The sequence below is a fragment of the Serratia sp. BNK-12 genome (assembly GCF_047456085.1).
In the GTDB taxonomy this organism is placed as follows: domain Bacteria; phylum Pseudomonadota; class Gammaproteobacteria; order Enterobacterales; family Enterobacteriaceae; genus Serratia; species Serratia liquefaciens.
This window is the reverse complement of the sequence record NZ_CP179896.1, coordinates 2,651,935-2,677,904: the sequence shown is the minus strand read 5'-3', so window position 1 is coordinate 2,677,904 and position 25,970 is coordinate 2,651,935. Positions and strand designations below refer to the sequence as shown.

General features: G+C 56.0%; 21 protein-coding genes. 13 read left to right on the top strand and 8 right to left on the bottom strand.

Features of this window, described 5'->3' with window-relative positions; translation table 11 throughout:
- Positions 1-102 precede the first annotated feature (102 nt).
- The 3 genes from ACMGG1_RS12275 to ACMGG1_RS12265 all read left to right on the top strand — a co-directional run bounded on the left by ACMGG1_RS12275 (position 103) and on the right by ACMGG1_RS12265 (position 5,022).
- Complete coding sequence (locus tag ACMGG1_RS12275) at positions 103-849, top strand: sulfite exporter TauE/SafE family protein (protein WP_414160694.1); 747 nt, start codon at positions 103-105, stop codon at positions 847-849.
- A 766-nt stretch (positions 850-1,615) separates the two neighbouring features.
- A complete protein-coding gene (locus ACMGG1_RS12270) occupies positions 1,616-2,884 on the top strand; it encodes an HlyD family secretion protein (protein WP_414160693.1) in 1,269 nt (422 codons plus the stop codon).
- Between the two features lie 2 nt (positions 2,885-2,886).
- Positions 2,887-5,022: a peptidase domain-containing ABC transporter gene (locus ACMGG1_RS12265; RefSeq protein WP_198639610.1), complete on the top strand. Its 2,136-nt coding sequence runs from the start codon at positions 2,887-2,889 to the stop codon at positions 5,020-5,022.
- Positions 5,023-5,054: 32 nt separating this feature from the next.
- Here the strand turns inward: ACMGG1_RS12265 and hpxO are convergent, their stop codons facing one another.
- On the bottom strand, positions 5,055-6,212 hold the full coding sequence (gene hpxO, locus ACMGG1_RS12260; protein WP_414160692.1) for an FAD-dependent urate hydroxylase HpxO: 1,158 nt from the start codon (positions 6,210-6,212) through the stop codon (positions 5,055-5,057).
- A gap of 160 nt (positions 6,213-6,372) precedes the next feature.
- On the bottom strand, positions 6,373-6,882 hold the full coding sequence (locus ACMGG1_RS12255; protein WP_142815241.1) for a DUF1003 domain-containing protein: 510 nt from the start codon (positions 6,880-6,882) through the stop codon (positions 6,373-6,375).
- Between the two features lie 224 nt (positions 6,883-7,106).
- Here ACMGG1_RS12255 and ACMGG1_RS12250 point away from each other — a divergent pair, with 224 nt between their 5' ends.
- The 3 genes from ACMGG1_RS12250 to ACMGG1_RS12240 are packed head-to-tail and all read left to right on the top strand — an operon-like array spanning position 7,107 to position 11,103.
- Positions 7,107-9,314 carry a xanthine dehydrogenase family protein molybdopterin-binding subunit gene (locus tag ACMGG1_RS12250; RefSeq protein ID WP_046373616.1) on the top strand — a complete coding sequence of 736 codons (2,208 nt, stop codon included), beginning with the start codon at positions 7,107-7,109 and terminating at the stop codon, positions 9,312-9,314.
- A 14-nt stretch (positions 9,315-9,328) separates the two neighbouring features.
- On the top strand, positions 9,329-9,787 hold the full coding sequence (locus ACMGG1_RS12245) for a (2Fe-2S)-binding protein (protein ID WP_020826797.1): 459 nt from the start codon (positions 9,329-9,331) through the stop codon (positions 9,785-9,787).
- 11 nt (positions 9,788-9,798) lie between these two features.
- The gene (locus tag ACMGG1_RS12240; protein WP_048759055.1) at positions 9,799-11,103 is read left to right on the top strand and encodes a c-type cytochrome; all 1,305 of its coding nucleotides are present in this window, start codon (positions 9,799-9,801) and stop codon (positions 11,101-11,103) included.
- A 35-nt stretch (positions 11,104-11,138) separates the two neighbouring features.
- Here the strand turns inward: ACMGG1_RS12240 and ACMGG1_RS12235 are convergent, their stop codons facing one another.
- Entirely contained in the window at positions 11,139-12,308 is a 1,170-nt protein-coding gene (locus tag ACMGG1_RS12235; protein WP_261138171.1) for a cupin domain-containing protein, read from the bottom strand.
- Positions 12,309-12,908: 600 nt separating this feature from the next.
- Here ACMGG1_RS12235 and ACMGG1_RS12230 point away from each other — a divergent pair.
- The 3 genes from ACMGG1_RS12230 to licT are packed head-to-tail and all read left to right on the top strand — an operon-like array spanning position 12,909 to position 17,049.
- Entirely contained in the window at positions 12,909-14,774 is a 1,866-nt protein-coding gene (locus ACMGG1_RS12230) for a beta-glucoside-specific PTS transporter subunit IIABC (RefSeq protein WP_262244199.1), read from the top strand.
- Positions 14,771-16,183, top strand: coding sequence for a glycoside hydrolase family 1 protein (locus tag ACMGG1_RS12225; RefSeq protein WP_122079269.1), 1,413 nt, complete (start codon positions 14,771-14,773; stop codon positions 16,181-16,183). The genes ACMGG1_RS12230 and ACMGG1_RS12225 overlap by 4 nt, the downstream gene beginning before the upstream one ends.
- A gap of 26 nt (positions 16,184-16,209) precedes the next feature.
- A complete protein-coding gene (gene licT / locus ACMGG1_RS12220) occupies positions 16,210-17,049 on the top strand; it encodes a BglG family transcription antiterminator LicT (RefSeq protein WP_128864936.1) in 840 nt (279 codons plus the stop codon).
- Here licT and ACMGG1_RS12215 read toward each other — a convergent pair.
- The gene (locus ACMGG1_RS12215) at positions 17,046-17,966 is read right to left on the bottom strand and encodes a LysR family transcriptional regulator (RefSeq protein WP_046373611.1); all 921 of its coding nucleotides are present in this window, start codon (positions 17,964-17,966) and stop codon (positions 17,046-17,048) included. The genes licT and ACMGG1_RS12215 overlap by 4 nt on opposite strands.
- Positions 17,967-18,065: 99 nt before the next feature.
- Between ACMGG1_RS12215 and ACMGG1_RS12210 the strand changes: the two genes are divergently transcribed.
- Both ACMGG1_RS12210 and ACMGG1_RS12205 read left to right on the top strand, forming a co-directional pair.
- Positions 18,066-18,638 (top strand): chromate transporter, encoded by a 573-nt coding sequence (locus ACMGG1_RS12210; protein WP_020826804.1) that lies wholly within the window; start codon positions 18,066-18,068, stop codon positions 18,636-18,638.
- Complete coding sequence (locus ACMGG1_RS12205) at positions 18,635-19,156, top strand: chromate transporter (RefSeq protein WP_020826805.1); 522 nt, start codon at positions 18,635-18,637, stop codon at positions 19,154-19,156. Before ACMGG1_RS12210 ends, ACMGG1_RS12205 begins: the two co-directional genes overlap by 4 nt.
- A gap of 38 nt (positions 19,157-19,194) precedes the next feature.
- Here the strand turns inward: ACMGG1_RS12205 and ACMGG1_RS12200 are convergent, their stop codons facing one another.
- A complete protein-coding gene (locus tag ACMGG1_RS12200; RefSeq protein WP_048759042.1) occupies positions 19,195-19,554 on the bottom strand; it encodes an AprI/Inh family metalloprotease inhibitor in 360 nt (119 codons plus the stop codon).
- A 418-nt stretch (positions 19,555-19,972) separates the two neighbouring features.
- Here ACMGG1_RS12200 and ACMGG1_RS12195 point away from each other — a divergent pair, with 418 nt between their 5' ends.
- Complete coding sequence (locus tag ACMGG1_RS12195; protein ID WP_128864934.1) at positions 19,973-21,583, top strand: serralysin family metalloprotease; 1,611 nt, start codon at positions 19,973-19,975, stop codon at positions 21,581-21,583.
- A 57-nt stretch (positions 21,584-21,640) separates the two neighbouring features.
- Here ACMGG1_RS12195 and ACMGG1_RS12190 read toward each other — a convergent pair whose 3' ends face one another.
- The 3 genes from ACMGG1_RS12190 to ACMGG1_RS12180 form a co-directional block, all read right to left on the bottom strand.
- Positions 21,641-22,648 carry an alpha/beta fold hydrolase gene (locus ACMGG1_RS12190; RefSeq protein WP_048759037.1) on the bottom strand — a complete coding sequence of 336 codons (1,008 nt, stop codon included), beginning with the start codon at positions 22,646-22,648 and terminating at the stop codon, positions 21,641-21,643.
- Between the two features lie 83 nt (positions 22,649-22,731).
- On the bottom strand, positions 22,732-23,889 hold the full coding sequence (locus ACMGG1_RS12185) for a phytanoyl-CoA dioxygenase family protein (protein WP_414161439.1): 1,158 nt from the start codon (positions 23,887-23,889) through the stop codon (positions 22,732-22,734).
- On the bottom strand, positions 23,882-24,712 hold the full coding sequence (locus ACMGG1_RS12180; RefSeq protein WP_261107468.1) for an SDR family oxidoreductase: 831 nt from the start codon (positions 24,710-24,712) through the stop codon (positions 23,882-23,884). Before ACMGG1_RS12180 ends, ACMGG1_RS12185 begins: the two co-directional genes overlap by 8 nt.
- A gap of 161 nt (positions 24,713-24,873) precedes the next feature.
- Here ACMGG1_RS12180 and ACMGG1_RS12175 point away from each other — a divergent pair, with 161 nt between their 5' ends.
- The gene (locus ACMGG1_RS12175; protein ID WP_414161438.1) at positions 24,874-25,914 is read left to right on the top strand and encodes a LacI family DNA-binding transcriptional regulator; all 1,041 of its coding nucleotides are present in this window, start codon (positions 24,874-24,876) and stop codon (positions 25,912-25,914) included.
- Positions 25,915-25,970 lie beyond the last annotated feature (56 nt).

The following is a 25,970-nucleotide window of genomic DNA, read 5'->3' as shown; positions in this document are numbered from 1 at the left end:
CTACGTATTTGCCTCAGGCTGGCTCAGTGATTGCCGCATTGTGCGGCAGGCAAGGGCTGCGGACAATCCATGCACCAAGGGATAATGAGGAAGGATAGACCTATGACGTTGACGCTACCTGAAATTTTAGTCCTGCTGGGCATCTTTATGCTGGCGGGCACGGTAAAGGGAGTGATTGGCCTGGGGCTGCCGACGGTGTCTATGGGGTTACTCAGCCTGCTGATGTCTCCGGCACAGGCTGCGGCGCTGTTGCTGGTGCCGTCGCTGGTGACCAACTTCTGGCAGCTGTTCACCGGGCCGGACGTCCGTGCACTTTGCCGCAGGTTGTGGCCGATGATGGTCTGTGTCGCGATGGGCACAATGCTGACCACGGGCACCTTGACCACCGGTCAAAACCGGTTGGCACCGATAGCGTTGGGGGTCTGTTTGGTCGTTTACGCGCTGTTGGGTTTTAGCCGTTTTCAGTGGCGGCTTTCACCCAGGGCTGAGCGTAGGTTGGGCCCTCTATGCGGTGTACTTACCGGGCTGATTACCGGTGCTACCGGGGTATTCGTGATCCCGGCGGTTCCTTATTTAAATGCATTGGGATTGGCGCGTGACGATCTGGTGCAGGCGTTGGGGCTGTCATTCACCGTTTCGACGTTGGCATTAGCCGCCGGCCTGGCGTGGCAACATGCATTGCCGGGCGCGTTGCTAGGCACCTCATTATTGGCATTGCTTCCTGCGCTGGTGGGGATGTGGTTGGGGAGTGTGCTGCGCCGGCATTGTCGCCCTGCGGTATTTCGTCGCTGTTTTTTTATCGGTCTGTTAGTTTTGGGGATTGAAATAGTGTGGAATGGCATTAATTAAATGCGAGTAAATAATGTTTCACCCAGTTGCGAAGTAATTGGTTTGTATTAGCGGTTAAATTAAATATTCCGTATAATTCATTCTATTTAGTTCACTTGGTTATATTGGTGGAAATGGTTTTATATATTGACATGGCGGCGGCGCATGTTTATATCTATGGGTGCAGATCAAGAATGGATTTTAAATGTGAATATTATAAAAATAAGGAAATATTATGAAGACCCTAACGAAAACTGAAATTATGATGATTGGCGGGTGGCCTCATTGCTCGAGGGGCTAGAGCTGTTTTTGGCAGTGTGGTCGGTTCATCGATTGGTTCGTTGAGTGCTTGTTTTGGTAGTGGGAATGGTTCAAAAAATGCTTCAAGAAGCAACTCTGGCTCTTATAATGGCGGCACCTGTAACTGGTAGTAATATATATTACCCAGTGTGATGTGACTGTGCCAGATATTGGCATGGTCGCATGCTGATGTTGAACTGGTAACTTTTATGAAGACGTTTTTGTCGGCTTTTATTATGGTCGCTCTTTCTGTCGGGCTATCTCGTAATTTGCTTTTTACTGTGGGGCTTAGCCAATATAGCGGTATATTTAGATTTAACATCCCTTGTGAAATGGCTAAATGGATGATTTATTTCCTTGTGCTGCTAGGGACAATGACTTTTATGAGGTTAATATATACCTCGGCACGAAAATTTGTCCGCAAATGGAAGCGTCGCGGTCAGTAAGATAATTATCGACCCAAGATCCCGATAAAGGTGTAACCCCCATGTCAGAACGTTCTCCCCAGATTTATCGTGAGGGTTATTTCGCTGCGCAGGTCAATAAAGCGGAGGGTGAGGTAATTATTCCTGCCAGCCTCAGTCTGACCGCCTATGCCTGGGCCAGCATCTTGCTGGTGCTGGCTATCGGGCTATTTCTGATCCTGGGTGAATATACCCGTAAAGCGCGTTTGGACGGTGTGGTGATGCCATCCAGCGGCTTGATCAAGGTAGTTGCCCGCAGCGCCGGACAGGTTACAGAACGTTTAGTGACGGAGGGGGCGACCGTCAAAGCCGGCCAGGCACTTTATCGGCTCAGCGGCGAATATTTCAATGGTCAGGGTATCGCGACGCTGGCGTCGGTTTCCGATTCGTTAAAACGGCAATATCACATGCTGGAGCGCCAACGCGCTCAAGAACTGGCCACTCGAATTTTACAGCAAACCGGTGTGCGCCAGCGCATGACGCAACTTCAGGATGAACTGACCAGCGCAGAGGCGGCAATGGTGGAGGTAAAGCAACAGGCGGAATTATCGCATTCGCTGATGGCGCGCTACCGTAAGCTGATCGGCAAAGGTTACGTTTCCGAACTTGAGTTTCAGCAGCAGAAAATGACGTTGTCGACGGCGCGGGAAAAAGTAGAAATGCAGCGTCAGGCGCAGTTGCGGTTAAAGCGTGAGCTTGCCGCGGCGGCCTCGGAACTGCGGACGCTGGCGCAACAGCAACAAGGGCGTGACGCCGAACTTGAACGCCAGTTGCAGGGCATCAGGCAACAGGAAATAGAACTGGTTGCCCAGCGTGACCATACGCTCACTGCGCCGGTGAACGGCCACATCGCGGTGGTGTTGGCCCGGGCGGGGCAGACGGTCAAGCAAAACGATCCTTTGCTGATGATGGTCGCTGACGGTGCCGAGCTGCAGGTTGAACTCTTTGCCCCCAGCAAAGCGGTGGGCTTTATCAAACCTCACCAACGGGTCGGGTTGCGCTTTGCCTCCTTCCCCTATGAAAAGTTTGGCGTGCAGTATGGCGCCACCCGCGCCATCACCGATGCCAGCCTGAGCGCCAATGACGTCATGCAGCAAAATCCGATGACCTGGAAGGAAAACGAAGGACATTACCGCGTCATCGTTGCGCTGGAGAAAACCACCATTACCGCCTATGGGCGCCAGGAACCATTGCGCGTCGGGATGACCGTTTCCGCAGACGTGGAGTTGGATCGCCGCCGCCTGTACGAGTGGCTGCTGGAGCCGTTATGGAGTCTGCAAGGAAGGATATAAACATGGACGTTACAGAAGGGCTCAACTGGGGCTGGCGAAAGCGCCTGCCGTTGATACGCCAAACGGAGTCCGCAGAATGCGGCGTGGCGTGCCTGGCGATGATTGCCGGTTGGTATGGCCATCGCGTAGATCTGCCTACGCTGCGTGCGCAGTTTAAAGTTTCGCAGCTCGGCATGACCTTCTCGCAGCTGATTGCCTGCGCCGAACGGCTGCACCTGAGCGGCCGAGCGGTGCAGCTGGAGCTTGAAGAGCTGCACCTGTTGTCGCTGCCCTGTATTTTGTACTGGGACATGAATCATTTTACCGTGCTCAAGCGGGTGCGAGGGCAAACTCTGGAGCTGCATGATCCTGCGCGGGGCCTGGTTAAAATGAGTCTGCAGGAGGCAAATCGTCACTTTACCGGCGTGGCGATGGAATTGACGCCAACCCATCAGTTTGTCGTCAAAGATCGGCGAAAAAAGATCCGCCTGCGGGAGCTGATCGGTAAAACCCAGGGGCTGAAGGCGGCATTGGCCCGGATCTTCTGTTTCGCGCTGGCGCTGGAAGTGTTTGCGTTGATCGGCCCATTAATCAACCAACTGGTGATTGATGAGGTGCTGGTGGCGTTGGACGCCAGCTTATTGACGTTGATCGTCATTGCCATGCTGCTGATGGCCGCCACCCAGACGCTGCTGGAGCTGGCCCGCCAGTGGGCGACGCTCACCATGGCGGTCAACTTCAATATGCAGTGGACGGCGAATGTTTTTCACCACCTGTTGCGGCTGCCTATCAACTGGTTCGAATCGCGCAACATGGGCGATATCAGCGCGAAATTTGATGCCGTCGACACCATTCAGGACACCCTCACCACCACGTTGCTTGAAGCCTTTTTGGATGTGCTTTTGGTCCTTGGTACCTTGACCATGATGTTTTTCTACAGCGTGAAGTTAACCCTGGTCGCTTTGGCCGCCGCGATGGTGTATGGGCTGCTGCGCCTGTTTTGGTTCAGTACGTTGCGTAAAGCGGCGGATGACTCCTGGGTTGCCGGCACCCAGGAATCCAGTCATTTTCTTGAAAGCCTGCGCGGCGTGCTGAGCCTGCGGGTCAACGGGGCGCTTACGCCGCGGGAAACGGTTTGGCGTAACCTCAATGTCGCACGGCGCAATGCTGAACTGCGCGAAAGCAAGCTGATGATGGTTTACGGCATTATGCAAACCGTCATTGGCAGCCTGGTAGGGGCGGCGGTGCTGTGGCTGGGAGCCGGGACGGTGTTGGCCGGGCAGTTTTCAGTCGGCATGCTGGTGGCCTACATGTCTTTTCAGGGCCGGTTTTCCGCCAGTATCAGCGGCCTGATCGACAAGGCCGTTGCCTACAAAATGCTGGATGTTTACAACCAACGGCTGGCGGATATCGTGCTGACGGCGCGTGAAGACGCAGCGGCGCAGGCGGCGGGCAACTCAACGCTGTTATTGTCCGCCAGCGCCTGGCCCCAAGATCGGCCGGCGCTGAGTTTGGAGCAGGTCAGTTTTCACTATGCCGGCACCGAATCTGAAATCCTGTCGCAGGTCTCGCTGGACATTATGCCCGGTGAGGTAGTGGCGCTGGTGGGGGCGTCCGGCAGCGGCAAAACCACATTGGCTAAACTGGTATTGGGGCTGTATTCGCCCACGGCCGGCGTGATACGTACGCTGGGCATTGAGCATCGACAGGGGGATTATTCGCAGGTACGTCAGCATATCGGCGTAGTCTTGCAGGAGGATCAGCTGTTTCGCGGTTCTATCGCCGAGAATCTGTCATTTTTCACGCCACGGGTTGATCAGGACAAGCTCGTTGAATGCGCGCGACTGGCGCAGTTGGACCAGGATATCGATAACCTGCCGATGGGTTACCAGACGTTAATCGGTGAAATGGGAGGCACCCTGTCTGCCGGGCAAAAACAGCGCTTGTTGTTGGCGCGGGCGCTTTACAAAAAACCACGGCTGTTGATCCTGGATGAGGCGACCAGCCATTTGGACGTGAATAATGAAATGTTGATTAGCCATACCCTGCGCCAGCTTGGCCTGCCGATTTTACTGATTGCCCATCGCCCGGAAACCATCGCCTCGGCGGATCGGGTCGTCGAACTGGCGGACGGGCGTCTTCACCGGCGCAAAGGGTGAATCAACCCTCTTCGACTCGAAGAGGGTGCGGATCAGGCCAGCGGCCCACCCAGAATCGTTTCTTTCATGCCTGAAAGAATGCGTTCACCGGTTTCGGTTTTCAGCTCCTCGTACCAACTGCGGGTGACGTCCATCTCTTTGCCGTGTGTGACATCACAGCGCTTACGTGCCTTCAGCACCAAATCTTTCACCCGATAGCTGCGTTTTTCCTGATAGCGCAGCAGCGCATCTTCAATACCCAGTGAATTGGTCTGCAAGGCAATCGCCAGCACCACCGCGTCCTCCATTGCCGCGCAGCCGCCCTGACCGATGTCCGGAGTGGTGCTGTGCCCGGCATCGCCCAGTAAGGCTATGCGGCCCCGCACCAATTGCTCGAAAGGTTCGATATCGTGGATCTCAATGCGGTTGACGCTTTCCGCATCAATTGCGGCAATCAGTTTCTGTACCGGTTCGGCCCAGCCGGTAAAGTAACGTTGCAGGTCGGCTCGCGCGGTGCTGCGGTCTTCCGCCAGCCCGATCGGCAAGGGAACGTCGAAGAAAAAGTAGAAGCGGTTGCCGGAGACCGGCATCAGCGACACGCGCTTACCTTCGCCGACGAAGGTGGTCCACTGGTCGGCCGGCGCGATGGACTCATCAATGGTGACCAGCCCGTTCCAGTTGACGTATCCGGCATAGCGCCGATCCACGCCATGGCCCAGCACATAAGGGCGAATAGCGGAATGGGTGCCGTCGGCGGCGATCAGAAAATCCCCGCTGGCCTGGCTGCCGTCTTCAAACCAGGCGGTAACGCCCTGCGGGGTTTCTTCAATACCGCTAACCCGTTTGCCGAAGCGCACCTGGTCGCGGCCGTAGGTGTCCAGCAACATGGCCTGCAGCTCGGCGCGCGCTACCGGGTAAGGGCGTTCGCCGACGCTGGTGATTAACGGATCCAGACTAAAACGCGTCAGCGTTTGTCCGTGCAGGTATTCCTGATAGGCCATGAAATGCATCGGCCCCCCGAGCGCCCGCAGTTGTTCTTTCATCCCCAGATAGTTGAGGCATTTGACGCCGTTAGGCCAGATGGAGATTGCCGCGCCAACCGGTTTGATCGCCTTGACCGCTTCAAAAACCTCGGTTTCGATACCGCAACGCTGCAATGCGATGGCGCTACACAGCCCACCAATACCGCCGCCAATGATGATTGCTTTCATGTTTTTCTCCTCCATAGCCACGATGGGGAGAAGCAATTTCCGTACCAGCCTGCGTATGCTCAGCGGGCAACGCGGTCAGAGCGCTATCAGGAGCGTTATGATGCAATTTGGTGCAATCACTGGTCTGCGACGGGGCATATTTTCACGACTAGATCCTGTCTCAGGCACGATCGCGATTAGCCAACTGGATGGCCAGACTTTCGATGCGTTCAGCCATTTGTTTCGTCAAGTTGGTTAATTCGGTGTTCTGCTTCAGTAGTTCCAGTAACTGTTCAGATTGCTGCGCGGCGAGGGTTTGGCGTTGGGCCATGGCTTCATCCAAATCTTCGCGGTGCTGAGCGTCGGTCAAGGCATGTGCCTGATCGCGTTCGGCCTGGCGAGTTTGGGCCAGCAGAATCAGCGGGGCGGCATAAGCAGCCTGCAGGCTGAACGCCAAATTCAGCAGTATAAAGGGATAGGGGTCAAATTTGGCGAAACCCGCCAGGTTAAGGTAGATCCAGACGGCGACCACCACCGTTTGGCCGACCAGAAAGGTTGGCGTGCCGAAAAAACGGGCGAAGGCTTCGGCTTTTAGCGCAAACCATTCGTCACCAAAGGTGTGGGTGAAGCTTTTCAACGGACGGTAGAAACGGAACTTTTTATGGGGCTGCGGCATGGCTTTTACACTCATTAGTGTCATGAAACAAAGGTCTAATTTATAGCATAGAGGTTGCAATAGCGGCTCAATGCACAGCACGAATCCGTAACGGAAAATCCTGATGAAATGTTAAACAGACAAAATAATAGACTACGCTAACTATTAGCCCGTCGCGTCAGTGCAGGCAGACGGCGCAGATAAAAAGAACGATGTCGCCGCATTGATTAAGGTTGATCGGCATTTTGGAGCGATGAGCAATGAAACTACCTCAAGTCCCGCTTACCCGGCGGCGGTTTATCGTTGGCGCCAGTGCATTGGTGATCGGCGCCTATCTGCCGTCAACCGGCGCACTGGCGCGTACAACGACGACCACGGCGCCAGAAAACACCGCTTATGAAGCCAATGCTTTCGTGCAGATCGACGAAAATGGCATTGTCACCGTCCTCAGTAAACACACCGAAGTGGGCCAGGGCGTTTATACCGGCATGGCAACGCTGGTCGCTGAAGAGCTGGATGCCGACTGGTCGCAGGTGCGGGTGGTTGCCGCTCCGGTGGATACCAATGTCTATAAGAATCTGGCGTTCGGTTTTCAGGGCACCGGCGGCTCCAGCTCGGTGGCCAACGCCTACGAGCAGATGCGTCGCATGGGCGCGATGGCGCGCGCCATGCTGGTTCAGGCCGCTGCCCAAAGTTGGAAAACCTCAGCGGAAGAAATCACCGTGCAGGCGGGCAAGATCCGCCATGCCGCAAGCGGCCGCGAAGCAGGGTTCGGTGAGTTTGCGGCGCTGGCCAGCCAACTGCCGCCGCCTGACCCCGCCAGCCTGACCCTGAAGGATCCGAGCCATTTCACCCTGATCGGTAAGGTCAGTGGCTTGCACCGCGTAGACTCGTTGGCGAAGACCAACGGGTCGGCGCAGTTCACTCAGGATATTCATGAGCCGGATATGCTGACCGTTACCATTAAAAAACCGCCGCGTTTTGGCGGCAAGGTGGCCTCGTTCGACGCCAGCCGGGCGCTGAAGGTGCCGGGCGTGGTGGATGTGAAACAGACCGATACCGGCGTGGCGGTATATGCCAAAAATACCTGGGCGGCGATCCAGGGCCGTGAAAAATTACAGGTGGAGTGGGACGACTCGCAGGCAGAGCGGCGCGACACCGAGCAGATATTTGCCGAATTCCGTCAGGTGGCGCAAAAGCCCGGCGTAGTGGCGAAAAGCCAGGGCAAGCCGGGCGAGATTTTCGATAAGGCGGATAAGGTGATCGAAGCGGAATACACCTTCCCCTATGTGGCCCATGCGCCGATGGAGCCGTTGGATGGCTATCTGTTTTGGGATGGCGAGAGCGTTAAGGCACGCTATGGCTGCCAAATCCAAACCCTCGACCATAAACAGCTGTGCGATCTGTTCCAGCTACCGCCGGAAAAAGTGCAAATCGACACCATTTTGGCCGGCGGCAGCTTTGGCCGCCGCATCGATCTGGGCAACCCGAAGCTCGGGCCTGACCTGGCGGCGGACATGGCCGCGGCGGCCAAAGCTATTGGTCCTGGTCACGGGGTCAAAGTGGTGTGGACGCGAGAGGATGATATTCGCAACGGCTGGTATCGTCCGATGATCCTCCACCGGATGAGAGGGGCGATCCGCGACGGTAAAGTCGTGGGCTGGAGCGATACCGTCGTTGGTCATTCCTGGACGCTTAACAGCGCGATGACGGCGCTGGTGGTTAACGGTCTCGACCAGATGATGGTCGAAGGTGCCAGCGAAGTGCCGTACACCTTCGAAAACTTCCTCTGCGACGCGCATATCGTCGCGGGTAAAGTGCCGACCACCTCATTAAGATCGGTCGCCAGTACTCATACCGGTCACGCCGTCGAAAGTTTTATTGACCAGCTGTTGCAGGAGACCGGGCAGGATCCGGTCGAGGGGCGTCTGGCATTGATGGGTGATGCACCGCGTGAGGCCGGCGTGCTGCGGGCGGTGGCCAAAGCCGCCAACTGGCAGGGCGCGAAGGTGGTGGATGGACGAGCACGCGGCGTAGGCGTCGCCAAGGCGTTTAATACTCGGGTGGCGCAGATAGCCGAGGTGTCAATCGGCGAAGGTGGCATTCCGCGCGTGCACAAGGTGTGGTGCGCGGTGGATTGTGGTGTGGCGGTCAATCCGGATGTGATCCGCGCGCAGATTGAGGGCGGCATAGGTTATGGCCTGAGTATTGCGCTGTACGGCAACATTACGCTGAAAGACGGGGTGGTTGAGCAGTCCAACTTCAATAATTTCCGTCCGCTGCGCATCGACGAAATGCCGGAGATAGAGGTGATTATCGTACCTTCAAGCGAAGCGCCTACCGGCGTTGGCGAGTTGGGGGTGCCGACCATCGCTCCGGCCGTCGGCAATGCACTGGCACTGCTCGGGAGACCTCGCAGTTCACTTAGCCTGCCTTTACACCGTCCCAACCGTGACGCCAGCGTCTGAGCAAGGAGAACAGCATGATAACTTTAACTGTAAACGACCAACCGCTGACGTTTGATGGCGATCCCCATATGCCGCTGCTGTGGTTCTTGCGTGATGAGGCCGGATTGACCGGCACCAAATTCGGCTGCGGCATCGCGATGTGCGGGGCCTGTACCGTCCACCTGGATGGGGTGCCGGTGCGTTCTTGCATGACGCCGGTCTCTGCCGCCGAAGGCAAGAAAATCACCACCATTGAAGCGATCGGCGAAACGCCGGCGGGCAAAGCGGTGCAGGCGGCCTGGGTCAATCTGGACGTAGTGCAATGCGGCTACTGCCAGTCCGGTCAGATCATGAGTGCCAGTGCACTGCTGGCCCAGAGTAAAAATCCGAGCGATGCGGATATCGATGCGGCAATGAGCGGCAACGTCTGTCGCTGCGCCACCTATGTGCGCATTCGCGCTGCCATCCACCAGGCCGCCAAGGCGTTGGATTAAGGGAGAAACTCATGAGCAACGCCCTGAGATGGCTATTTTGGTTGATCGTGGCAATCGTGGTGCTGGCCGGCGGTTATGCGATCTATACGCTGCTGCGGCCGGTCGGCCCGGAACCTGCTGCGCCGATCGCCGGTGCCCCTGCCGGGATCAGCGATAAATTGGCGCGTGGCGAATATCTGGCGCGGGCTGCGGACTGCGTGGCCTGCCACACTGCGCCCGGCGGTAAACCTTTCGCCGGCGGTTTTGCCTTTAAACTGCCTTTCGGCACCATTTACGGCACCAATATAACCGCCGATCCCGACACCGGTATCGGTAATTGGAGTGACGATCAGTTTGTGCGCGCGGTGCGTGAAGGCGTTGGGCCGCAGGGTAATCTTTACCCGGCAATGCCGTACACCTCATACACGGCCATGAGCCGTGACGACGTGTTGGCGATCAAAGAGTATCTGTTCAGCCTGCCGCCGGTGAAGCAGGCCAATCCGGAAAATGGGCTGTCGTTCCCGTTTAACCAGCGCTGGGGCATGAAGTTTTGGAACCTGGCGTTCTTCAACGAAAAACGCTTCGAGCCGAACCTGAATCAGGATGAGCAATGGAACCGAGGCGCATATCTGGCCACCGCGCTGGGACACTGCAGCGAATGCCACACGCCGCGCAATTTGGGGTTTGGCATTAATCAGAGTAAAAACCTCAGCGGTGAGGTGATCCAGGGGTGGTTTGCAGCCAACATTACTCCCGATCCGCAGACCGGTATCGGTGCCTGGAGCGAACAACAGCTGTCGCAGTATCTGGCGACCGGCCACGCGGAAGGGCGCAGCAGCGCAGCCGGTCCGATGGCAGAGGCGGTGGAAAACAGCCTGCAGTATCTGACGCCGGAGGATAATCAGGCGCTGGTGAAATACCTGCGCAATATCGAGCCTATCGCCACGGACAGTGCCAGCGCGGTCAATCTGCAGCCGAAGGGGGCAACGTCGTCCAGCGCGATATTGCCGGGCGGGCAGGAAGACTCGTTGGGACGGCGACTGTTCGCCGGAGACTGCAGCGGTTGCCACCAGTGGAACGGAACGGGACGCCAGAGCAAATATGCTTCCTTGGTCGGCAGCACGGCGGTTAACGATCCGCAGGGCCGCAGCGTGGTGCAGGCGATCCTGAAGGGGACGCGCATCAGCATCGGCGAACAGCATGAATTCATGCCGGACTTCGGTGCTCAATACTCGGACGAGGAAGTGGCGGCGGTTGCCAATTATGTTGTCGGCCAATTTGGCGAAAAACAGGGCAAGGTAACGGCCAAACAAGTCGCTGAACAACGCAAACAGTAAGAGGCGGCGAGGGGGGCTGCCCCCCTCGCTACCTGTCATTTTCTGCGCCGGGACATTACCAGTTTGTCTTTGGGGCGATCCAGCCAATCGGCAACCTCGTTATTGAAGTTATCCGCTAACAGGTAGGCTGGAGTTTTCGCCAACCAGTCAGACAGCGAAATGTCCTGATAGATGCCATTATCCAACACGATTAATACCTTAAGATCGTCATCCCCCATATTTTCGATATAGTGACCAAAACCCTGTGGAACATAGCCAACGTCGGTAGGAGAATATTCTTCAGTCTGCACATGGCCGTGCGAACTGAACACCGTCATGCGCCCCTTGCCGGAAATATAGTATTGCCACTCATTGGCATTGGGATGCCAGTGTAATTCCCGCACCGCCCCAGGCTTAACGATTTCTATAATGCCGGTCATGGTAGTGGAAATAGGGAATTCTTTTGAAGAGACCAAGTGCACGCTGCCGGCATCATTTTCGAAGAAAGGCTTTTGTTTCATTAATTCATAGCGATGAGCCAAAGGTGCATTATTTAAACCGCCATCGTGGGCTGGTAAGGGCAGTGCGGGCGGAATGGCGCCGCCGACAATATAAGCCTCACCTTGTTTTGCCTTGGAAAATACCGCCGCCGGCATATTCACGCTTTTTTCCAACACTTCTTTGGGCATATGGGTTACCCAGTCGGTAATGCTGAAGGTGCCGAACTCGGAAAAGTGACCATTATCAAAGGTCAGAACAAAATGTGCGCCGTCTGCCAACGCCTGAATCGAGTGGCCGTAACCCTTGGGGAAATACCAGACGTCGCCGGGGCCGAAATCTGCCACCTCACATTTGCCTTCAGGATCAATGATGGTAATGCGGGCATGCCCCTCCAGCATAAATGCCCATTCGGCAGCGATGGCGTGCCAGTGCAGTTCACGTACGCCACCCGGCTCCAGCGTCATATCCACCCCGGCAACCCCCTCGGAAATCGGGAATTGTTCAACGGTAGCCTCCCTGGCCCAGCCGTTGGGTAAACTGCGTTTCTTACTGTGGCTAAAGACGTATTTATACAGATTTTTTGCATCGGCAGCGGGTTGGAAATTGCTGGGGGGAACTATATTTCGATGTTCATCGGCGCTGGCGGATTTAATCATGCCGCCCATAACACCGGCGGCTGCGGCGCTGACTGCGGAAACTTTCAATATATCTCGACGCGATAACATAGGGCTTTCTCCAAATAAAAGTGGCCCACAGCGAATACGGCTGACTGGGTTTATTCTTTTGTTTTATTGTGTGCAGGGGGTTTATTGCTGAAATGGAAGCATTCGGCAACGGTTAAAGCATAGTGGGTTAAAAACAGGATGCCGCGAATAATATATTAATTTATGTTACTAATTGAGTGCGGCTGTGATTTTTAAATCCGCTTTAAAATAGTTATCTACCGGTATCAAATAAATGTATTCCATTATTAAATAAAAGGTAAACAAAGTGAGTTTAATTAAAGTGGATAATGTGTTTCAGGTGCTATTTTATGCGGTTGAGTAAATGGGTATCAGTAAAAAAGGCATGGCAGGGTACGGCGGGCAACGTTGAAGTGCGTTTTCGGTAAAGAGTGATGTGAATCACAAAGCGTAACTAAGACTATTGCCGAAAAATGGCAACTATGACGATACTTTCGCCGCGATCTTAGCGATCGCCAGACATTTTTATTACGGCGTGTTACTGCTCAGGCAGGCAAGACCAAAATAGGAATGCACCTCTCCTTGTGATGAGGCGCATTTTGATTTTGGTCTTTTTTTTTGCTTTTTTACCGGGGATATTCGATGGATTACAAACAGTTGGGCCTGGAAATTTTGCTGCAGGTCGGGGGCAAGGACAACGTCAGCAAACTGACGCACTGTGCCACCCGTCTGCGGATGGAGTTTAACGATGATAGCAAGGTACAAGCGAAAGCGATCGAGTCCTTGCCTGGGGTGATCAGCGTGGTGGAACGTGGTGGCCAGTTTCAGATCGTGGTCGGCAACAACGTGCAGCAAACCTTCCGCGCGATGCAAAAAGAAATCGGCGATCTCAGTGGCCGTCAGAGTGAGAAAAATTCCCAGGCGCGGGGCGGGGTGATTTCACAGATTATCAGCGTTATTTCAACCACTTTCACACCGGTGATCCCTGCTATCACCGGTGCGGGGATGATTAAGGCGCTGCTGGCGATCCTCAAACTGACCGGAGTGATAGATGCCGCCAGCCCGACCTACCATCTGCTGGACACCATCGCCGATGCGGCCTTTTTCTTCCTGCCGGTGCTGCTGGCTTATGGCGCGGCAATCAAATTCGAATGTAACCCGATCCTGGCAATGACCATTGCCGGCGCGTTGCTGCACCCCAACTTGGCACAAATGCTGGCGGCGGGCACGGTGATTGATTTCGTCGGCATACCGGTGCGCCTGGCGGATTACGCCGGTTCGGTGTTGCCGATCATTTTCACCGTCTGGTTAATGTCCTATATCGAACGGTTTGCCGAGAAAGTGTCGCCGACGATGATCAAGTTCTTCACCAAACCTATGATTATCCTGTTGGTGACCGCCCCGTTGGCGTTGGTGGTGGTAGGGCCGTTCGGTATTTTCCTCAACGATCTGGTGGCCGCCGGTGCCGCTATCGTCGACGGTAAAGCCAGTTGGCTGATCCCGATGCTGATGGGCGGCCTCCAGCCGTTTCTGGTGATCACCGGTACGGCCTGGGCAATGACGCCGATTGCTACCGGTCAACTGAGTAAAAATGGTTTCGAAATGATTAACGGCCCAGGCATGTTGGCTTCCAACATTGCACAGGGGGCTGCGACGCTGTGCGTGGCTTTTCGCACCAAAAACAAAAATCTGCGCCAGCTGGCGTCCTCTGCGGGTTTCACTGCGCTGCTGGGTATCACCGAGCCTTCGTTGTACGGCGTGACGCTCAAACTGCGTAAACCGCTGATTGCAGCGATGATCGGCGGCGGCTGTGCCGGTATTTATGCCGGGCTGAGCGGGCTGGTGCGCTATGCCTTCGTTTCTCCCGGATTAGCGGCGCTGCCGGCGTTTATCGGCGAAAACCCAATGAACATTGTCCATGCGCTGATCACCTGCGCCATTGCCATTGTGGTGACTTTTGCACTGACCTGGATGCTGGGGTTCGACGATCCGGTTGAAGAAACGGGATCTGGGGGCTCGGAGGCCGTCAGTGGCGCCGAACAGCAAATTTTCAGTCCGCTCAACGGTCAACTGGTGGCATTGGCGCAGGTTAACGACGACGTGTTCTCGCAGGGGCTATTGGGTCAGGGTGTCGCAATACGGCCGCAGGAAGGCGTGTTGCGCGCGCCGCTGACGGGGGAAGTAGTGACGTTCCTGCCATCCATGCATGCGGTCGGTATCAAAGGTGACAACGACGTCGAGCTGCTGGTGCATATCGGCATTGATACGGTCAATCTGGCGGGACAGCATTTCACTTCCGAGCTTAAAGTGGGCGATCGCGTCCAGGTGGGAGATGAACTGGTGCGCTTTGATCTGGCGGCGATCGTCGGGCTGGGTTACGACATCACCACACCGGTGCTGGTGGTTAACAGCGAAGCTTTTCCTGAGTTGAATTGCCGCCAACCGGGGGCAGTGGATTTTGGGCAGCCCATCATCACCCTTAATAATGCGCAGCAGGAGCAGGCATGATTTACCAACGACTGAACGATTTCCCCGCAGATTTTCTGTGGGGGGCTTCCACCTCTGCCTATCAGGTGGAGGGGGCCTGGAACGAAGACGGCAAAAGTCCATCGATTGTGGATATGCTTGATCACCCGGCAGAAACCGCTGATTTTAAGGTCGCCAGCGATCACTATCACCGCTTCCGAGAGGATGTGCAGCTGTTTGCCGAACTGGGGTTAAAGGCCTACCGTTTCTCGATTGCCTGGACGCGAGTGCTACCGCAGGGGACCGGTGAGGTCAACGCCGCAGGGCTGGATTTTTATCGCCAGTTGATTGATGAACTGCTGAGCCATGGCATAGAACCTGTGGTAACGCTCTATCACTTCGATCTGCCTTATGTGCTTGAGCAACAGGGCGGTTGGTCGAACCGCGCCACCATCGATGCCTTTGTCGATTATGCCGAAGTGTTGTTTGACGCATTCGGTGACCGGGTAAAGTATTGGCTGACCATCAACGAGCAGAACACCATGATCCTGCATCCGGGCGCCATTGGCACGCCGAAGGGCGGTGAGCTGCCATCCAGGCGAGTACTGTATCAGCAAAGCCACCATATGTTGGTGGCTCAGGCCAGGGTGATGGCGTTGTATCATCAGCGCTGCCCGGCCGGGAAGATCGGCCCGGCGATAAATACCACCTCGATGTATCAGGAAACCTGCAATCCGCTGGATGCCATCGCCGCCCATAACTGGGAAACGCTGCGTTGCTGGAGCTTCCTCGACGTGGCCGTGCAGGGTCGTTATAACCCGCTGGCCTGGCGTTACCTGCTGGATCGTCAATTGGCGCCACGGATGGAACCCGGTGATGCGGCGCTGTTGCTGCAGGGCAAACCGGACTTCGTGGCGATAAATTATTACTCGACCGCCACCATTGCCGCCAGCCGAGGCGATGCGTCGGACATCAGCGCGCGAGCCGGCGATCAGCAAATCATGCTGGGGGAACCGGGCGTGTATCGCGCGGCGGAGAACCCGTTCGTCGGTAAAACCCGCTATGGTTGGGTGATCGATCCTGTCGGATTGCGGCTGACGCTACGTAAAACCGCGGAACGTTACCATTTACCGATATTAATTACTGAAAACGGCATTGGCGCCCCGGACCAGCTACAGGCCGATGATACAATCAACGACGATTACCGCATCGAGTTTATGCGACAACACGTCGAACAGATGCAGTTGGCCATCAACGACGGCGTCGAACTGATCGGCTATTGCCCCTGGGCGGCAATAGACGTGGTCAGCACCCATCAGGGCTATGCCAAGCGCTACGGGTTTATCTATGTAAACCGGGGTGAGCAGGATCTGAAGGATCTGCGGCGGATCAAAAAGCGCAGTTTTGATTGGTACCAACGGCTGATTGTCTCCAATGGCCGGCAACGATAATAAAAACAGAGGGTGTGGCCGCGACGATGAAAGTCATTAAGGTACTCAATAATAGCCTGGTGCTATCGGCGGATGACGATAACAATGAAGCTATCGTGATGGGCAAGGGTATTGGCTTTAACAGCAAAGTGGGTGACGTTCTCGACCCGGCCGCGATAGAGAAAGTGTATGTGGTGCAGAACAGTCAAAAGGGCCGCGATTACCTGCGGCTGATTGAAACCACGCCGGAAGAGCACATCGAGATTGTGCAGATGATCCTGGCGGAGGCTAACCGGCAGCTTAACGGGCGAATTAACGAGCAGATTTTCTTCACCCTGGCGGACCACATCAGTTTCGCCATTGAGCGCTATCACAAGGGTATCGCAATCCAAAATCGCCTGTTGTTCGAGGTGAAGCGCTTTTACCCGCAGGAGTTCGCAGTGGCGACCCAGGCACTGGCGCACATCAACCGGCGGTTGAACATTGCGCTGCCGGAAGAAGAGGCGGGCAATATCGCTTTTCATCTGGTTAATGGTCAAACCGACGTGCAGAACATGGAGCACACGCTGCTATCGGTGAAGATGCTGAAAGACATTTTCAATATCATCAAATACCATTTTCGCATCACGATCGACACTGACTCGCTCAACTACTCGCGTTTTTTGGTGCATATGCAGTTTTTCATACAGCGAATGGTCGAGGGGCAGCAAATGGCGTCGAAAGACGACTTTATCTTCGCGCAGGTGACCAGGGAGTATCCGCATGCCTATCGCGGCGCACTGTTGATCCGCGACTACGTGAAGAATCTGCTGCAGATGGAGATGTCGAACGATGAACTGCTGTATCTGGTGATCCATCTGACGCGTATCGCCGACCGGTCTGATTAGCCGGGCGACTGCTCGCTGACGGCTTCGGCCACCAGATCGCGAAAGCGTTGGATGATGGCCGACGTCCGGTTGCTGCGCAGCGCCAGATAAAGCGGTGCGCTGAGCTGGGCCTGTTCGGCAATGGTTCGGTAAACGATGCCGTCCCCGCCCAACCGCCGCATGGAGGCCGGTACGATCGACAACCCCAGACCGGCACCTACCAGGCTAAGGGTTGCGGGCAGGCGCGGGGCTTCCTGAATAACGCGCGGGCTGAACCCGGCACCGTGGCAGGCCGCCAGAATGGCATCATACAAGCCCTGGCCCGCCGGGCGACGGTAAAGAATAAAGGCCTCCTGGGTTAACGCAGTCAGCGGTAGCGGTTGGTCGTCATGGGTGGCCAGCGGGTGACCGATGGGCAGGGCGATCAGCATCGGTTCGCGCAGCACCGGCTCAATTGTCAAACCGGGAATACCGCCCACCGGCGAGCGGACAAAGGCCACGTCGAGCCGCTCATCCACCAAGGCATCCAACAGTTCGCCGCTGCCTGCCTCTTCCAACTGAGTGGTAATGCCAGGCAGGATCTCACGGTAGCGGCGCAGCAGATTGGGCACGAAGGGATGCAATGCGGCGGAGCTGGTGAAGCCGATAGCGATATGCCCTTGTTCACCCCGCGCGGCGCGGTGTACCGCTTCGGTCAGATGCTCTGCCCGCGTCAGTAGCGCCCGCGCTTCATTGAACAACACGCTGCCGGCTTCGGTAACGCGTACGCCACGGGGCAGGCGTTGCAGCAGTTTTACCCCCAATTCCTCTTCCAGCCCCTGTAACAGGCGGGTCAACGGCGGTTGTTGTATAAACAGTCGTTCGGCGGCGCGGGTGATGTTGCCTTCTTCCACCACGGTAACGAAAGCCCGCAGGCGGCGAAGTTCGATCATTGACATACCTTGAAGGTATCCTTGTTGCTTATGAAATGCATTAGACATCATGGCATGGCGACGCGCATCATACCAGCCATCAAAATAAGCGATGTGGAACGGACAATGTCGGAATCTGATGCGGTAAAAAATGACCCGCAGGCAGCACCGCCGGGCAACGGCGAGTTGTTTTTGGGCTTTCTGATGCTCGGGCTGATTGGCTTTGGCGGCGTACTGCCGTTGGCGCGCAATATGCTGGTGGAAGATCGCCGCTGGCTCAGTGGTCAGCAGTTTACCGAGCTGCTGGGGCTGTGCCAGTTTTTGCCGGGTGGCAACGTGATTAACCTTTCGGTAGCGGTTGGCATGGAGTTTCGCGGCCTGCGCGGGGCTTTTTGCGCCCTGCTGGGGCTGATCAGCGCACCGACGGCCATCGTAGTCGGTTTGGGTATGGTTTATGCCCGCTTCCAAAATGACGCGCATGTACAACACGTGTTTGCCGGTCTGGCTGCCGCGGCGGCCGGTTTGTTGCTGTCTACCGGGGTGAAGATGCTGCTGCCGCTGCGCGGTAAATGGCTGGCACTGGGCATTGTGGCGCTGTGTCTGATCGCCATCGCCTGGCTACGCTTGCCCTTACTGCCGACCATGCTGACATTGGCGCCGTTGAGCATCCTGCTGATGTGGTGGAGGGATCGCTCATGATGGCAGTATTGATCTCACTGGCGATCATATTCACCGAGCTGTCACTGCTGGCCTTTGGCGGCGGAATGACCATTCTGCCGGAAATGCAGCGTCAGGTGGTGGAGGTTCACCAATGGATGAGCGCGCAGGAGTTCAGTGCGCTGTTCGCCATGGCGCAGGCCGCGCCGGGGCCGAATATGATGATTGTGCCGCTGGTGGGGTGGCACGTGGCCGGGTGGGCCGGGCTGTTGGTGTCCTCCATCGCCAAGTTCGGCCCGTCGTCGATTGTTACCCTGCTGGTAATGGGCGTCTGGCGACGCTTCAAGGACAAGCCCTGGCGGCGTCGGGTGCAAAGTGGATTGGTGCCGGTGACCGTTGGTTTGGTGGCGGCCAGTGGCGTGCTGATTGCCGAAGCTTCCGCGCCGAATTGGCCGTTGGCGATGATTATCCTGCTGGCAACGGTGCTGAGCATGAGCAAACGTATCCACCCATTATGGGTGTTGGCGGGCGGGGCAATACTGGGGCTGTTGGTGGCGTAATCGATATTGGCGGCAGGGGCTGCTGCCGCCAGAGTGATTTACTGGCGCGGCGTCAGCGAAAAGCGGGGCTTGCCGTTATGGTTCATCACTTCATAGCGTTTGGGGGCCGTCAGCGCCAGAAACGCTACCATGCTGCCGTCGGCATTGGTCAGCGTCATGCCGTCCGGCGTCGGGCGCCAGGCCACCGGCAGTTCGGTGAGCGACAAGGGTTGCAGACACTGCTCTGAAGCGGTGAAACGGTAGGCGTTAGTCCCTTCGATCAGTTCATCGCTTAATTCAACGTTGCAGGCTGGGGCTTTGCCTTCGGCATCGTTCAACTGCCAGTGCCCCTTCAGCGCAGAGGGGGCCAGCAGGGGCAGTGAACTGGCAAAGGTAGTGCTGCTTAACATAAGGCTCATAACAACTCCTGTCAGGGCAACGCGCCTGAGTGCGCGCAAAGAGAGAAATCTCGACATCGGCCACTCCTTACTGAAATCCGTTAATACCATAGCACGATCCTTGTTGCTGGGTGATCCAAGGATAAGTGATTTTAATACTCGTTTATTCTGAATCAATGAATAGCCCGCAGTATAAATGACGAGCAATTAAAGCCAGTAGTCTTCTTGTTATTGTGGTCTATATTTTTCAATTATTTGTTTTTAATTGCTTTAATGATTTTATTTGATTTGAAATGCCTGCTTATTATTCCACTGTTGTATGGTTGCGCCGTCAGACTAATTCCCTATGCTGGATTGCGGAACTGGAATGTTCCCATTAGTTATTTTGATTGAATGCCTCACCAATTGACTGAATTCCTATTGTGTAAAGGAGAATGCGATGAACCGCAATCACAATGAAATTTTGCAAGATGACGAAGCGTTTACCGGCCTGGCGGCCACATCCCCCCACGATCCCAACTATCAATTCTACTATCACCAAACCGGCAGCATCTACAATGGACTGGGCTATGGCGCTTATCTGACGTTGGATAATGCCAATCTCTACAGCAACCAGCGAGGTACCGGCCCGCTGACTACCTGGGGTAAGACCCGCGAAAACTACAGCTCCGAGCGCGCTGCCGATCAGCTGACTCGCAGCGGGTATACGCACAACGGCGACAACGTTTTCCATCAACCGGCAGATCTGACCTTTTCCTTCCTGACCCAGGAAGCGCTGGATGTTATCGGCAGAACCGGAACGGGTAACAACGCCAATAAAGGGCTGGAGCCGTTGACCGAAGCGGCTAAAAGCCAGGCGTTAAAATCGATGCAGGCCTGGGCAGACGTGGCAAATGTCACCTTTACCGAAGCGCAGTCCACGGATCTGAACCACCGGGCAGACATCACCTTCGCTTATTACACCCAGAAAGCCGATGGCAGCGCTGCGGATGACAATGCCTTTGGTTACTATCCCGCCACCTCTGATCCTGCGGATGATAACAGCTACGCCGGTACGGTCTGGTTTAATAAAGGTTTTCTTACTCATCAAGCGCCGGTGCCAGGGGATTTCAGCAGCCAGACCTTCACCCATGAAATTGGCCATGCATTGGGCTTGATGCACCCTGGCGATTATGATGCTTCCGACGACAAGGACCCCACTTATATCGATGACGCCGTGTATTATCAGGATTCGGTACAATATTCGATAATGAGCTACTTCAGCGGCAATAACACCGGCTCCGATACCAAAGGGGTCAACGGTTATGGCCCGATGATTGACGACATCGCCGCGATGCAGAAACTGTACGGTGCCAATATGGAAACGCGCACCGGGGATTCGGTGTACGGGTTTAATTCCAATACCGGGCGTGACTTCCTGACCGCAACGGCGGATAACGGCAAGCCGGTGAACTTTGCGGTGTGGGACGCGGGCGGCAACGACACGCTGGATTTTTCCGGCTACAGCCAGCAGCAACTGATTAATCTCAATGACGGCGCCTTTTCCAGCGTCGGCGGCGGCACGCAGAACGTATCGATCGCCAATAATGCGGTGATCGAGAATGCCATTGGTGGCAGTGGTCGTGATGTGCTCATCGGCAACGAACAGGACAATTTACTGGCCGGCAATGCCGGTTCGGACATGTTGTATGGCGGGTTGGGGGCGGATCATCTGTGGGGCGGCAAAGACGCCAACAACTTCGCCGATTATTTCGTTTACCTCAATGCTAATGAGTCCACCACGACGGCGTTCGATGTGATTGAGGATTTCGAGCACGGCGTCGACAAGATCGACCTTTCCGGGCTGCGTTTCAACAACAGCCTGAGTGAACTGCGGTTGATCGACAGTGCCGACAGCTTCAGCGGACAGAAAGGCGAGTTCAAACTTAACTTCGATACCTTTAACGGCACGACCGATTTATTGCTGAATACCCATAACGACAGCTATGCGGCGGATTTCAAAATCCAGGTCGTAGGCCAGGTGGAGCAAAGCGATATTCTGTTTGCCTGAGTGCCGCGCTTGATAAGGGCCCGAGGGCCCTTTTTCTCAAGCTGCCATCTCCGGTCTTTAAGGGCGCAGAGCCCTGATCAGCGCCTGATTGAACCGTTCGGGCTCTTCCATTTGCGGCGCATGCCCCAGGCCAGGGAATTCGATCAGGTTGGCGTGCGGGATCATTTTCGCCACCTGTTTCCCCAGCAGATTATAGTGCCCGAGCTGAGCCTTGACGGCGGGGGGAGCGATATCGCTGCCGATGGCGGTGGTGTCGGCGGTGCCAATCATCAAGGTGGTCGGCGTTTGCAGATCCTTGAACTCGTAGAACACCGGCTGGGTGAAAATCATGTCGTAAATCAGCGCCGAGTTCCAGGCCACCAGGCGATGGCCAGGCCCATTGTTCAGCCCGGCCAGCATATCGACCCAGCGGTCATATTCTGGCTTCCAGCGGCCAACATAATAGGTCTGCAGTTCGTACTGTCGAATACCGGCAGCGGAGGTTTTCAATTCACGCTCGAACCACCGATCGACGCTGCGCCACGGCACGCCTTTGGCTTTCCAGTCTTCCAGCCCAATCGGATTGACCATCACCAGCCGTTCCACCGCCTGCGGGTACATCAGGCTATAGCGGGTTGCCAGCATGCCGCCGGTAGAATGGCCGACGATCACCGCTTTAGCGATTTTCAGGTTATTCAATAGCGCGTGGGTATTGTTCGCCAACTGCTGAAAGCTGTATTGGTAGTGCTGCGGTTTGGTGGAGCTGCAAAAGCCGATTTGATCGGGTGCGATCACCCGATAACCGACCTTGCTTAGCGCTTTGATGGTGTCTTGCCAGGTGGCGGCGCAGAAGTTTTTGCCGTGCATCAGCACCACAGTGTGGCCGTTGGCATCGCCCTCTGGCGGCACGTCCATATAGCCCATGCTTAACTGCTGCCCCTGAGAGCTGAAGCTGAATTGTTGCAGCGGGTAAGGGTAGTGAAAGCCCTGTAGCTCCTGACCGTATTTGGGCGTTTCGGCAGCCACGCTGGCAGAAAAGGCGGCCAGCGCAGCGGCTAGCGCGACTCGACGGGTCAATCTCAGCATCCTGATGTCCTTATGAAAATCGGCAAGAGTCTGAGTATAGCCGTAAAGACCATGCCTCCCTGATGAAAAGGAGGCATGAAACGCTAGGCGCTGCGCAACTGTTGTTGGCGCTCAAGCTGCTGGTTGAAATGCGTGGGGGCCCAATTCGCCTGCAGTGCCTGCATCAGCAACTGCTGCTGGGTCTGCGGAGCCAGGCCGGCCAGCGGCGGATCGCTGTCCAGATTGGTGGGGAAAGAGTAGCCGTCTGCCGCCGCCGCGACGGTTGCCGCCAACTCCGCACCCAGCAGTTCTCCTGCTTGATAGCGCCGCAGCAACGCCGGATAGATCTGCTGCAGCAGGCGCAAGCGGTTCACGGTTTCCATCGGCTTGCCGAATGCCGATGAGACCTGCAACAGATTGGCGATGCGCACATGGTCGTGGGTGACATTGTTGCCCGCAGCATGGAACAGCGCCGGGTTAAAGAACAGCGTGTCTCCCAGCTCCAGCGGCAGCTGTACGGCATGTTGCTGGAAATAGTCGATAAACTCCGGACGTCGCCAGGCCAGGTAGCCGCCGGGATACTGGTGTGAGAACGGCAGTAATTGAGTTGGGCCGGACTCCAGCGGCATCGCGGAATGCGCCACCGCACCTTGCAGCGTCAGATACTGGGACAGCAGTTGCAACGGCAACGGAAAACGTTGTACGTCCTGATTTTCCTGAAAGCCCAGATGGTAGTCACGGTGCGGTTGCTGTGCTTTGCCCCCAGGGCGCACTACGTTGACCTGCGCCGTCATTTGATACCAGGGCCCGAGCCAGGCTTCGCTGACCAACGCCAGCACAGGGTTGGCGTAGTAATCAATAAAAGCATCGGGATCGTGCTGGGCGGCCTTTTGCAGCGAATTCCAGATGCGGCCGTTATTGCCGGCGGCAGAGAAGTGATCGCCCGCGTTCCCTCTGGCAGCTTCTTCCTGGAAAATGGCTTCGAAAACCCGGTTATGGCGCTCTATGATGCTCTTGTCGGGATAGGTGTTTTTAATCACCAGCACGCCGGGGCCGGTGGAAAGTGCCCGGTGCAGCTCACTCAATACCGAGGTTTTATCGGTTTGCGCACACTCAATCAGCGTGGCGGCGTGATAAATCAGCACGTTTTTTTGCGCGTCGACCGACAGTGGATAGTCACTCAATGTGAGCGACTGCTCACATGTCTGGCCAAAGTCATCAACCGAAAGCCGGTCAGGCTGTAAAAAAAGAGTTTCACTCATGATGTGCTCCCGAGTTCAGGCTCAGCGGGTGGTCCGGTTTAGGTGAGCCGCCATCGCCGCAGCCAATCACCCCCTGATCGAAGTCGACAACCGCGCCGGTCATCATTCCGGACTCCTCAGACAGCAAGAACGCCACCGCACGTGCCACTTCCCGTGGTTTCAACAAGCGCCCAAACGGCTGTTGCCGTTCCGCCTGCGCTAACCAATTCTCATCGGCGTCGTGATACTGGCGCTGAATTTCATGCTCATGTGGCGTGTCCATCCAGCCGATATTCAGGCCGTTTACCCGGATGCGGTTGCGCATGGCGCTGAAGGCGACGTTTTTGGTCAGGGTGATCAGTGCGCCTTTTGACGCGGCATAAGGCGCGAGAAACGACTGACCCCCGTGCGCAGTAATGGTAATGATGTTAACGATGGAACCCGCGACCTGATGCTTGATCATCACTTTGATAGCTTCCTGCATCAGGAAGAAGGGCGCGCGAATATTGACGGCGAAAATGGCGTCAAACAGCTCTGGCGTGGTGTCGATTATGGTACCGCGGTCGGACATGCCGGCGCAGTTAACCAACCCATGCAGGGTACCGAAAGCGTTTTCCGCTTCGGCAATGACGTTGCGGCAGGCTGCCGGATCGGCAATGTCAGCGGTGACGAATCGGGCATCGCAGCCGGTAGCGCGTAACTTCTCTGCCTGGGCGGCCCCCGCTTTCTGATTGCGGCCGCAAAGCATCAGCCCGGCGGCTCCGCGCTCGGCCAGCAGTTGTGCCACCGCAGCGCCCAGCCCCTGGGTTGCTCCCGTCACCACGTAATAGTTTCCGGAAAACATAGTGTTTACATTCTCGTGCATTGCGTCAGCCTCAGATAATTTTTGATATTGAAAATCAATCGGTTGTTTTTATCTTCATCTTGCTATTGTTAACCCTAGCATCTACATTTTGTTAACAAAACCTCACTGAAACCTCAAAAAGACCTCAATTTGGTGGCGTCATGAAATTCTCTATCAAGCAAATTGCCGCGCAGGCGGGCGTCAGCAAGGCAACGGTCGATCGCGCGCTGCATCAGCGGGGCAAGGTGCATCAACAAACCTTGCGGCGTATTGAGCAGGCGTTGCAGGATTTGGAAAATCAGCAGCGCAGCGGCCTGGCCAGCGGCCGTACGCTGCCGATTGACGTGGTGATGCACACGCCGCTGCGTTTCAGTCAGTTGGTTACGGATGCACTGTGTAGCCAGTTGAGTGCTTTTGTGCCGTTTCGCATTACGCTGCGCTTTCATATTTTCGAACAGATCGGTACCGCTGAATTGCAGCAGGTGCTCGAGCGCTGCCGTAGCCAGGGCTCCTACGGGGTGATCCTGAAGGTGAGCGATGAGCAATTGCTCAATGACAGCGTCGGTTTGTTGCAGCAGCAGGGCATACCGGTGGTGACCATAGTGACCGATCTGCCACAAAGTCGGCGCATCAGCTATATCGGCATGGATAACCGAGCCGCCGGTCGTACAGCGGCTTATCTGATGGCACGCTGGTTACCGCCCCTGCCGCAGCGGGTGGCAGTGGTGATCAGCAGCCAGGGTTTTCGCGGCGAAGAAGAAAGAGAGAGTGGATTCCGTCAATGGCTGCGGGAAAGGGCACCGTACCTGAGCGTGGTGGACATTAGCGGCGGCCTGGGGGTGTATGCACCGACTCTGGCACGAGTGACAGAAACGTTGCGCTGTCATCCGGATATTCACGCGGTTTACAGCGTCGGTGGCGGGAACTCCGCGATTGTTGAGGCGTTCAGCCGGCAACAGCGGCCGCTGGCGGCGTTTATCGGCCACGATTTGGATCAGGAGAATCGCCAACTGCTGGCACAAGAGCGGATTGATGCGGTGATCGACCACGATTTACAACGGGACGCGCGCAATGCCTTCCTGGCCATTTTGCAACACCACGGCTTTGTTCCCGGCAATGTCATCACGCATGCCTTTTCAAGGGTTAGCGTAGTGACGCCGTTTAATCTTTCAATGGTCGACGAACCCTCTGCCGGTGTTTAACGCCGAAGGTTTTTGCCACCGGCGAACCGGTGGCGAAGGGGGGAAATCAGCCTGGT

Bases quoted from the DNA above. Each gene is read 5' to 3' on its own strand.
- ACMGG1_RS12270 (WP_414160693.1), top strand. From the start codon at position 1,616: ATGTCAGAACGTTCTCCCCAGATTTATCGTGAGGGTTATTTCGCTGCG.
- ACMGG1_RS12235 (WP_261138171.1), bottom strand. From the start codon at position 12,308: ATGTTATCGCGTCGAGATATATTGAAAGTTTCCGCAGTCAGCGCCGCA.
- ACMGG1_RS12200 (WP_048759042.1), bottom strand. From the start codon at position 19,554: ATGAGCCTTATGTTAAGCAGCACTACCTTTGCCAGTTCACTGCCCCTG.
- ACMGG1_RS12250 (WP_046373616.1), top strand. From the start codon at position 7,107: ATGAAACTACCTCAAGTCCCGCTTACCCGGCGGCGGTTTATCGTTGGC.
- ACMGG1_RS12230 (WP_262244199.1), top strand. From the start codon at position 12,909: ATGGATTACAAACAGTTGGGCCTGGAAATTTTGCTGCAGGTCGGGGGC.
- ACMGG1_RS12205 (WP_020826805.1), top strand. From the start codon at position 18,635: ATGATGGCAGTATTGATCTCACTGGCGATCATATTCACCGAGCTGTCA.
- ACMGG1_RS12240 (WP_048759055.1), top strand. From the start codon at position 9,799: ATGAGCAACGCCCTGAGATGGCTATTTTGGTTGATCGTGGCAATCGTG.
- ACMGG1_RS12180 (WP_261107468.1), bottom strand. From the start codon at position 24,712: ATGTTTTCCGGAAACTATTACGTGGTGACGGGAGCAACCCAGGGGCTG.
- ACMGG1_RS12215 (WP_046373611.1), bottom strand. From the start codon at position 17,966: ATGTCAATGATCGAACTTCGCCGCCTGCGGGCTTTCGTTACCGTGGTG.
- ACMGG1_RS12265 (WP_198639610.1), top strand. From the start codon at position 2,887: ATGGACGTTACAGAAGGGCTCAACTGGGGCTGGCGAAAGCGCCTGCCG.
- ACMGG1_RS12195 (WP_128864934.1), top strand. From the start codon at position 19,973: ATGAACCGCAATCACAATGAAATTTTGCAAGATGACGAAGCGTTTACC.
- ACMGG1_RS12225 (WP_122079269.1), top strand. From the start codon at position 14,771: ATGATTTACCAACGACTGAACGATTTCCCCGCAGATTTTCTGTGGGGG.
- hpxO (WP_414160692.1), bottom strand. From the start codon at position 6,212: ATGAAAGCAATCATCATTGGCGGCGGTATTGGTGGGCTGTGTAGCGCC.
- ACMGG1_RS12275 (WP_414160694.1), top strand. From the start codon at position 103: ATGACGTTGACGCTACCTGAAATTTTAGTCCTGCTGGGCATCTTTATG.
- licT (WP_128864936.1), top strand. From the start codon at position 16,210: ATGAAAGTCATTAAGGTACTCAATAATAGCCTGGTGCTATCGGCGGAT.
- ACMGG1_RS12185 (WP_414161439.1), bottom strand. From the start codon at position 23,889: ATGAGTGAAACTCTTTTTTTACAGCCTGACCGGCTTTCGGTTGATGAC.
- ACMGG1_RS12190 (WP_048759037.1), bottom strand. From the start codon at position 22,648: ATGCTGAGATTGACCCGTCGAGTCGCGCTAGCCGCTGCGCTGGCCGCC.
- ACMGG1_RS12210 (WP_020826804.1), top strand. From the start codon at position 18,066: ATGTCGGAATCTGATGCGGTAAAAAATGACCCGCAGGCAGCACCGCCG.
- ACMGG1_RS12175 (WP_414161438.1), top strand. From the start codon at position 24,874: ATGAAATTCTCTATCAAGCAAATTGCCGCGCAGGCGGGCGTCAGCAAG.
- ACMGG1_RS12255 (WP_142815241.1), bottom strand. From the start codon at position 6,882: ATGAGTGTAAAAGCCATGCCGCAGCCCCATAAAAAGTTCCGTTTCTAC.
- ACMGG1_RS12245 (WP_020826797.1), top strand. From the start codon at position 9,329: ATGATAACTTTAACTGTAAACGACCAACCGCTGACGTTTGATGGCGAT.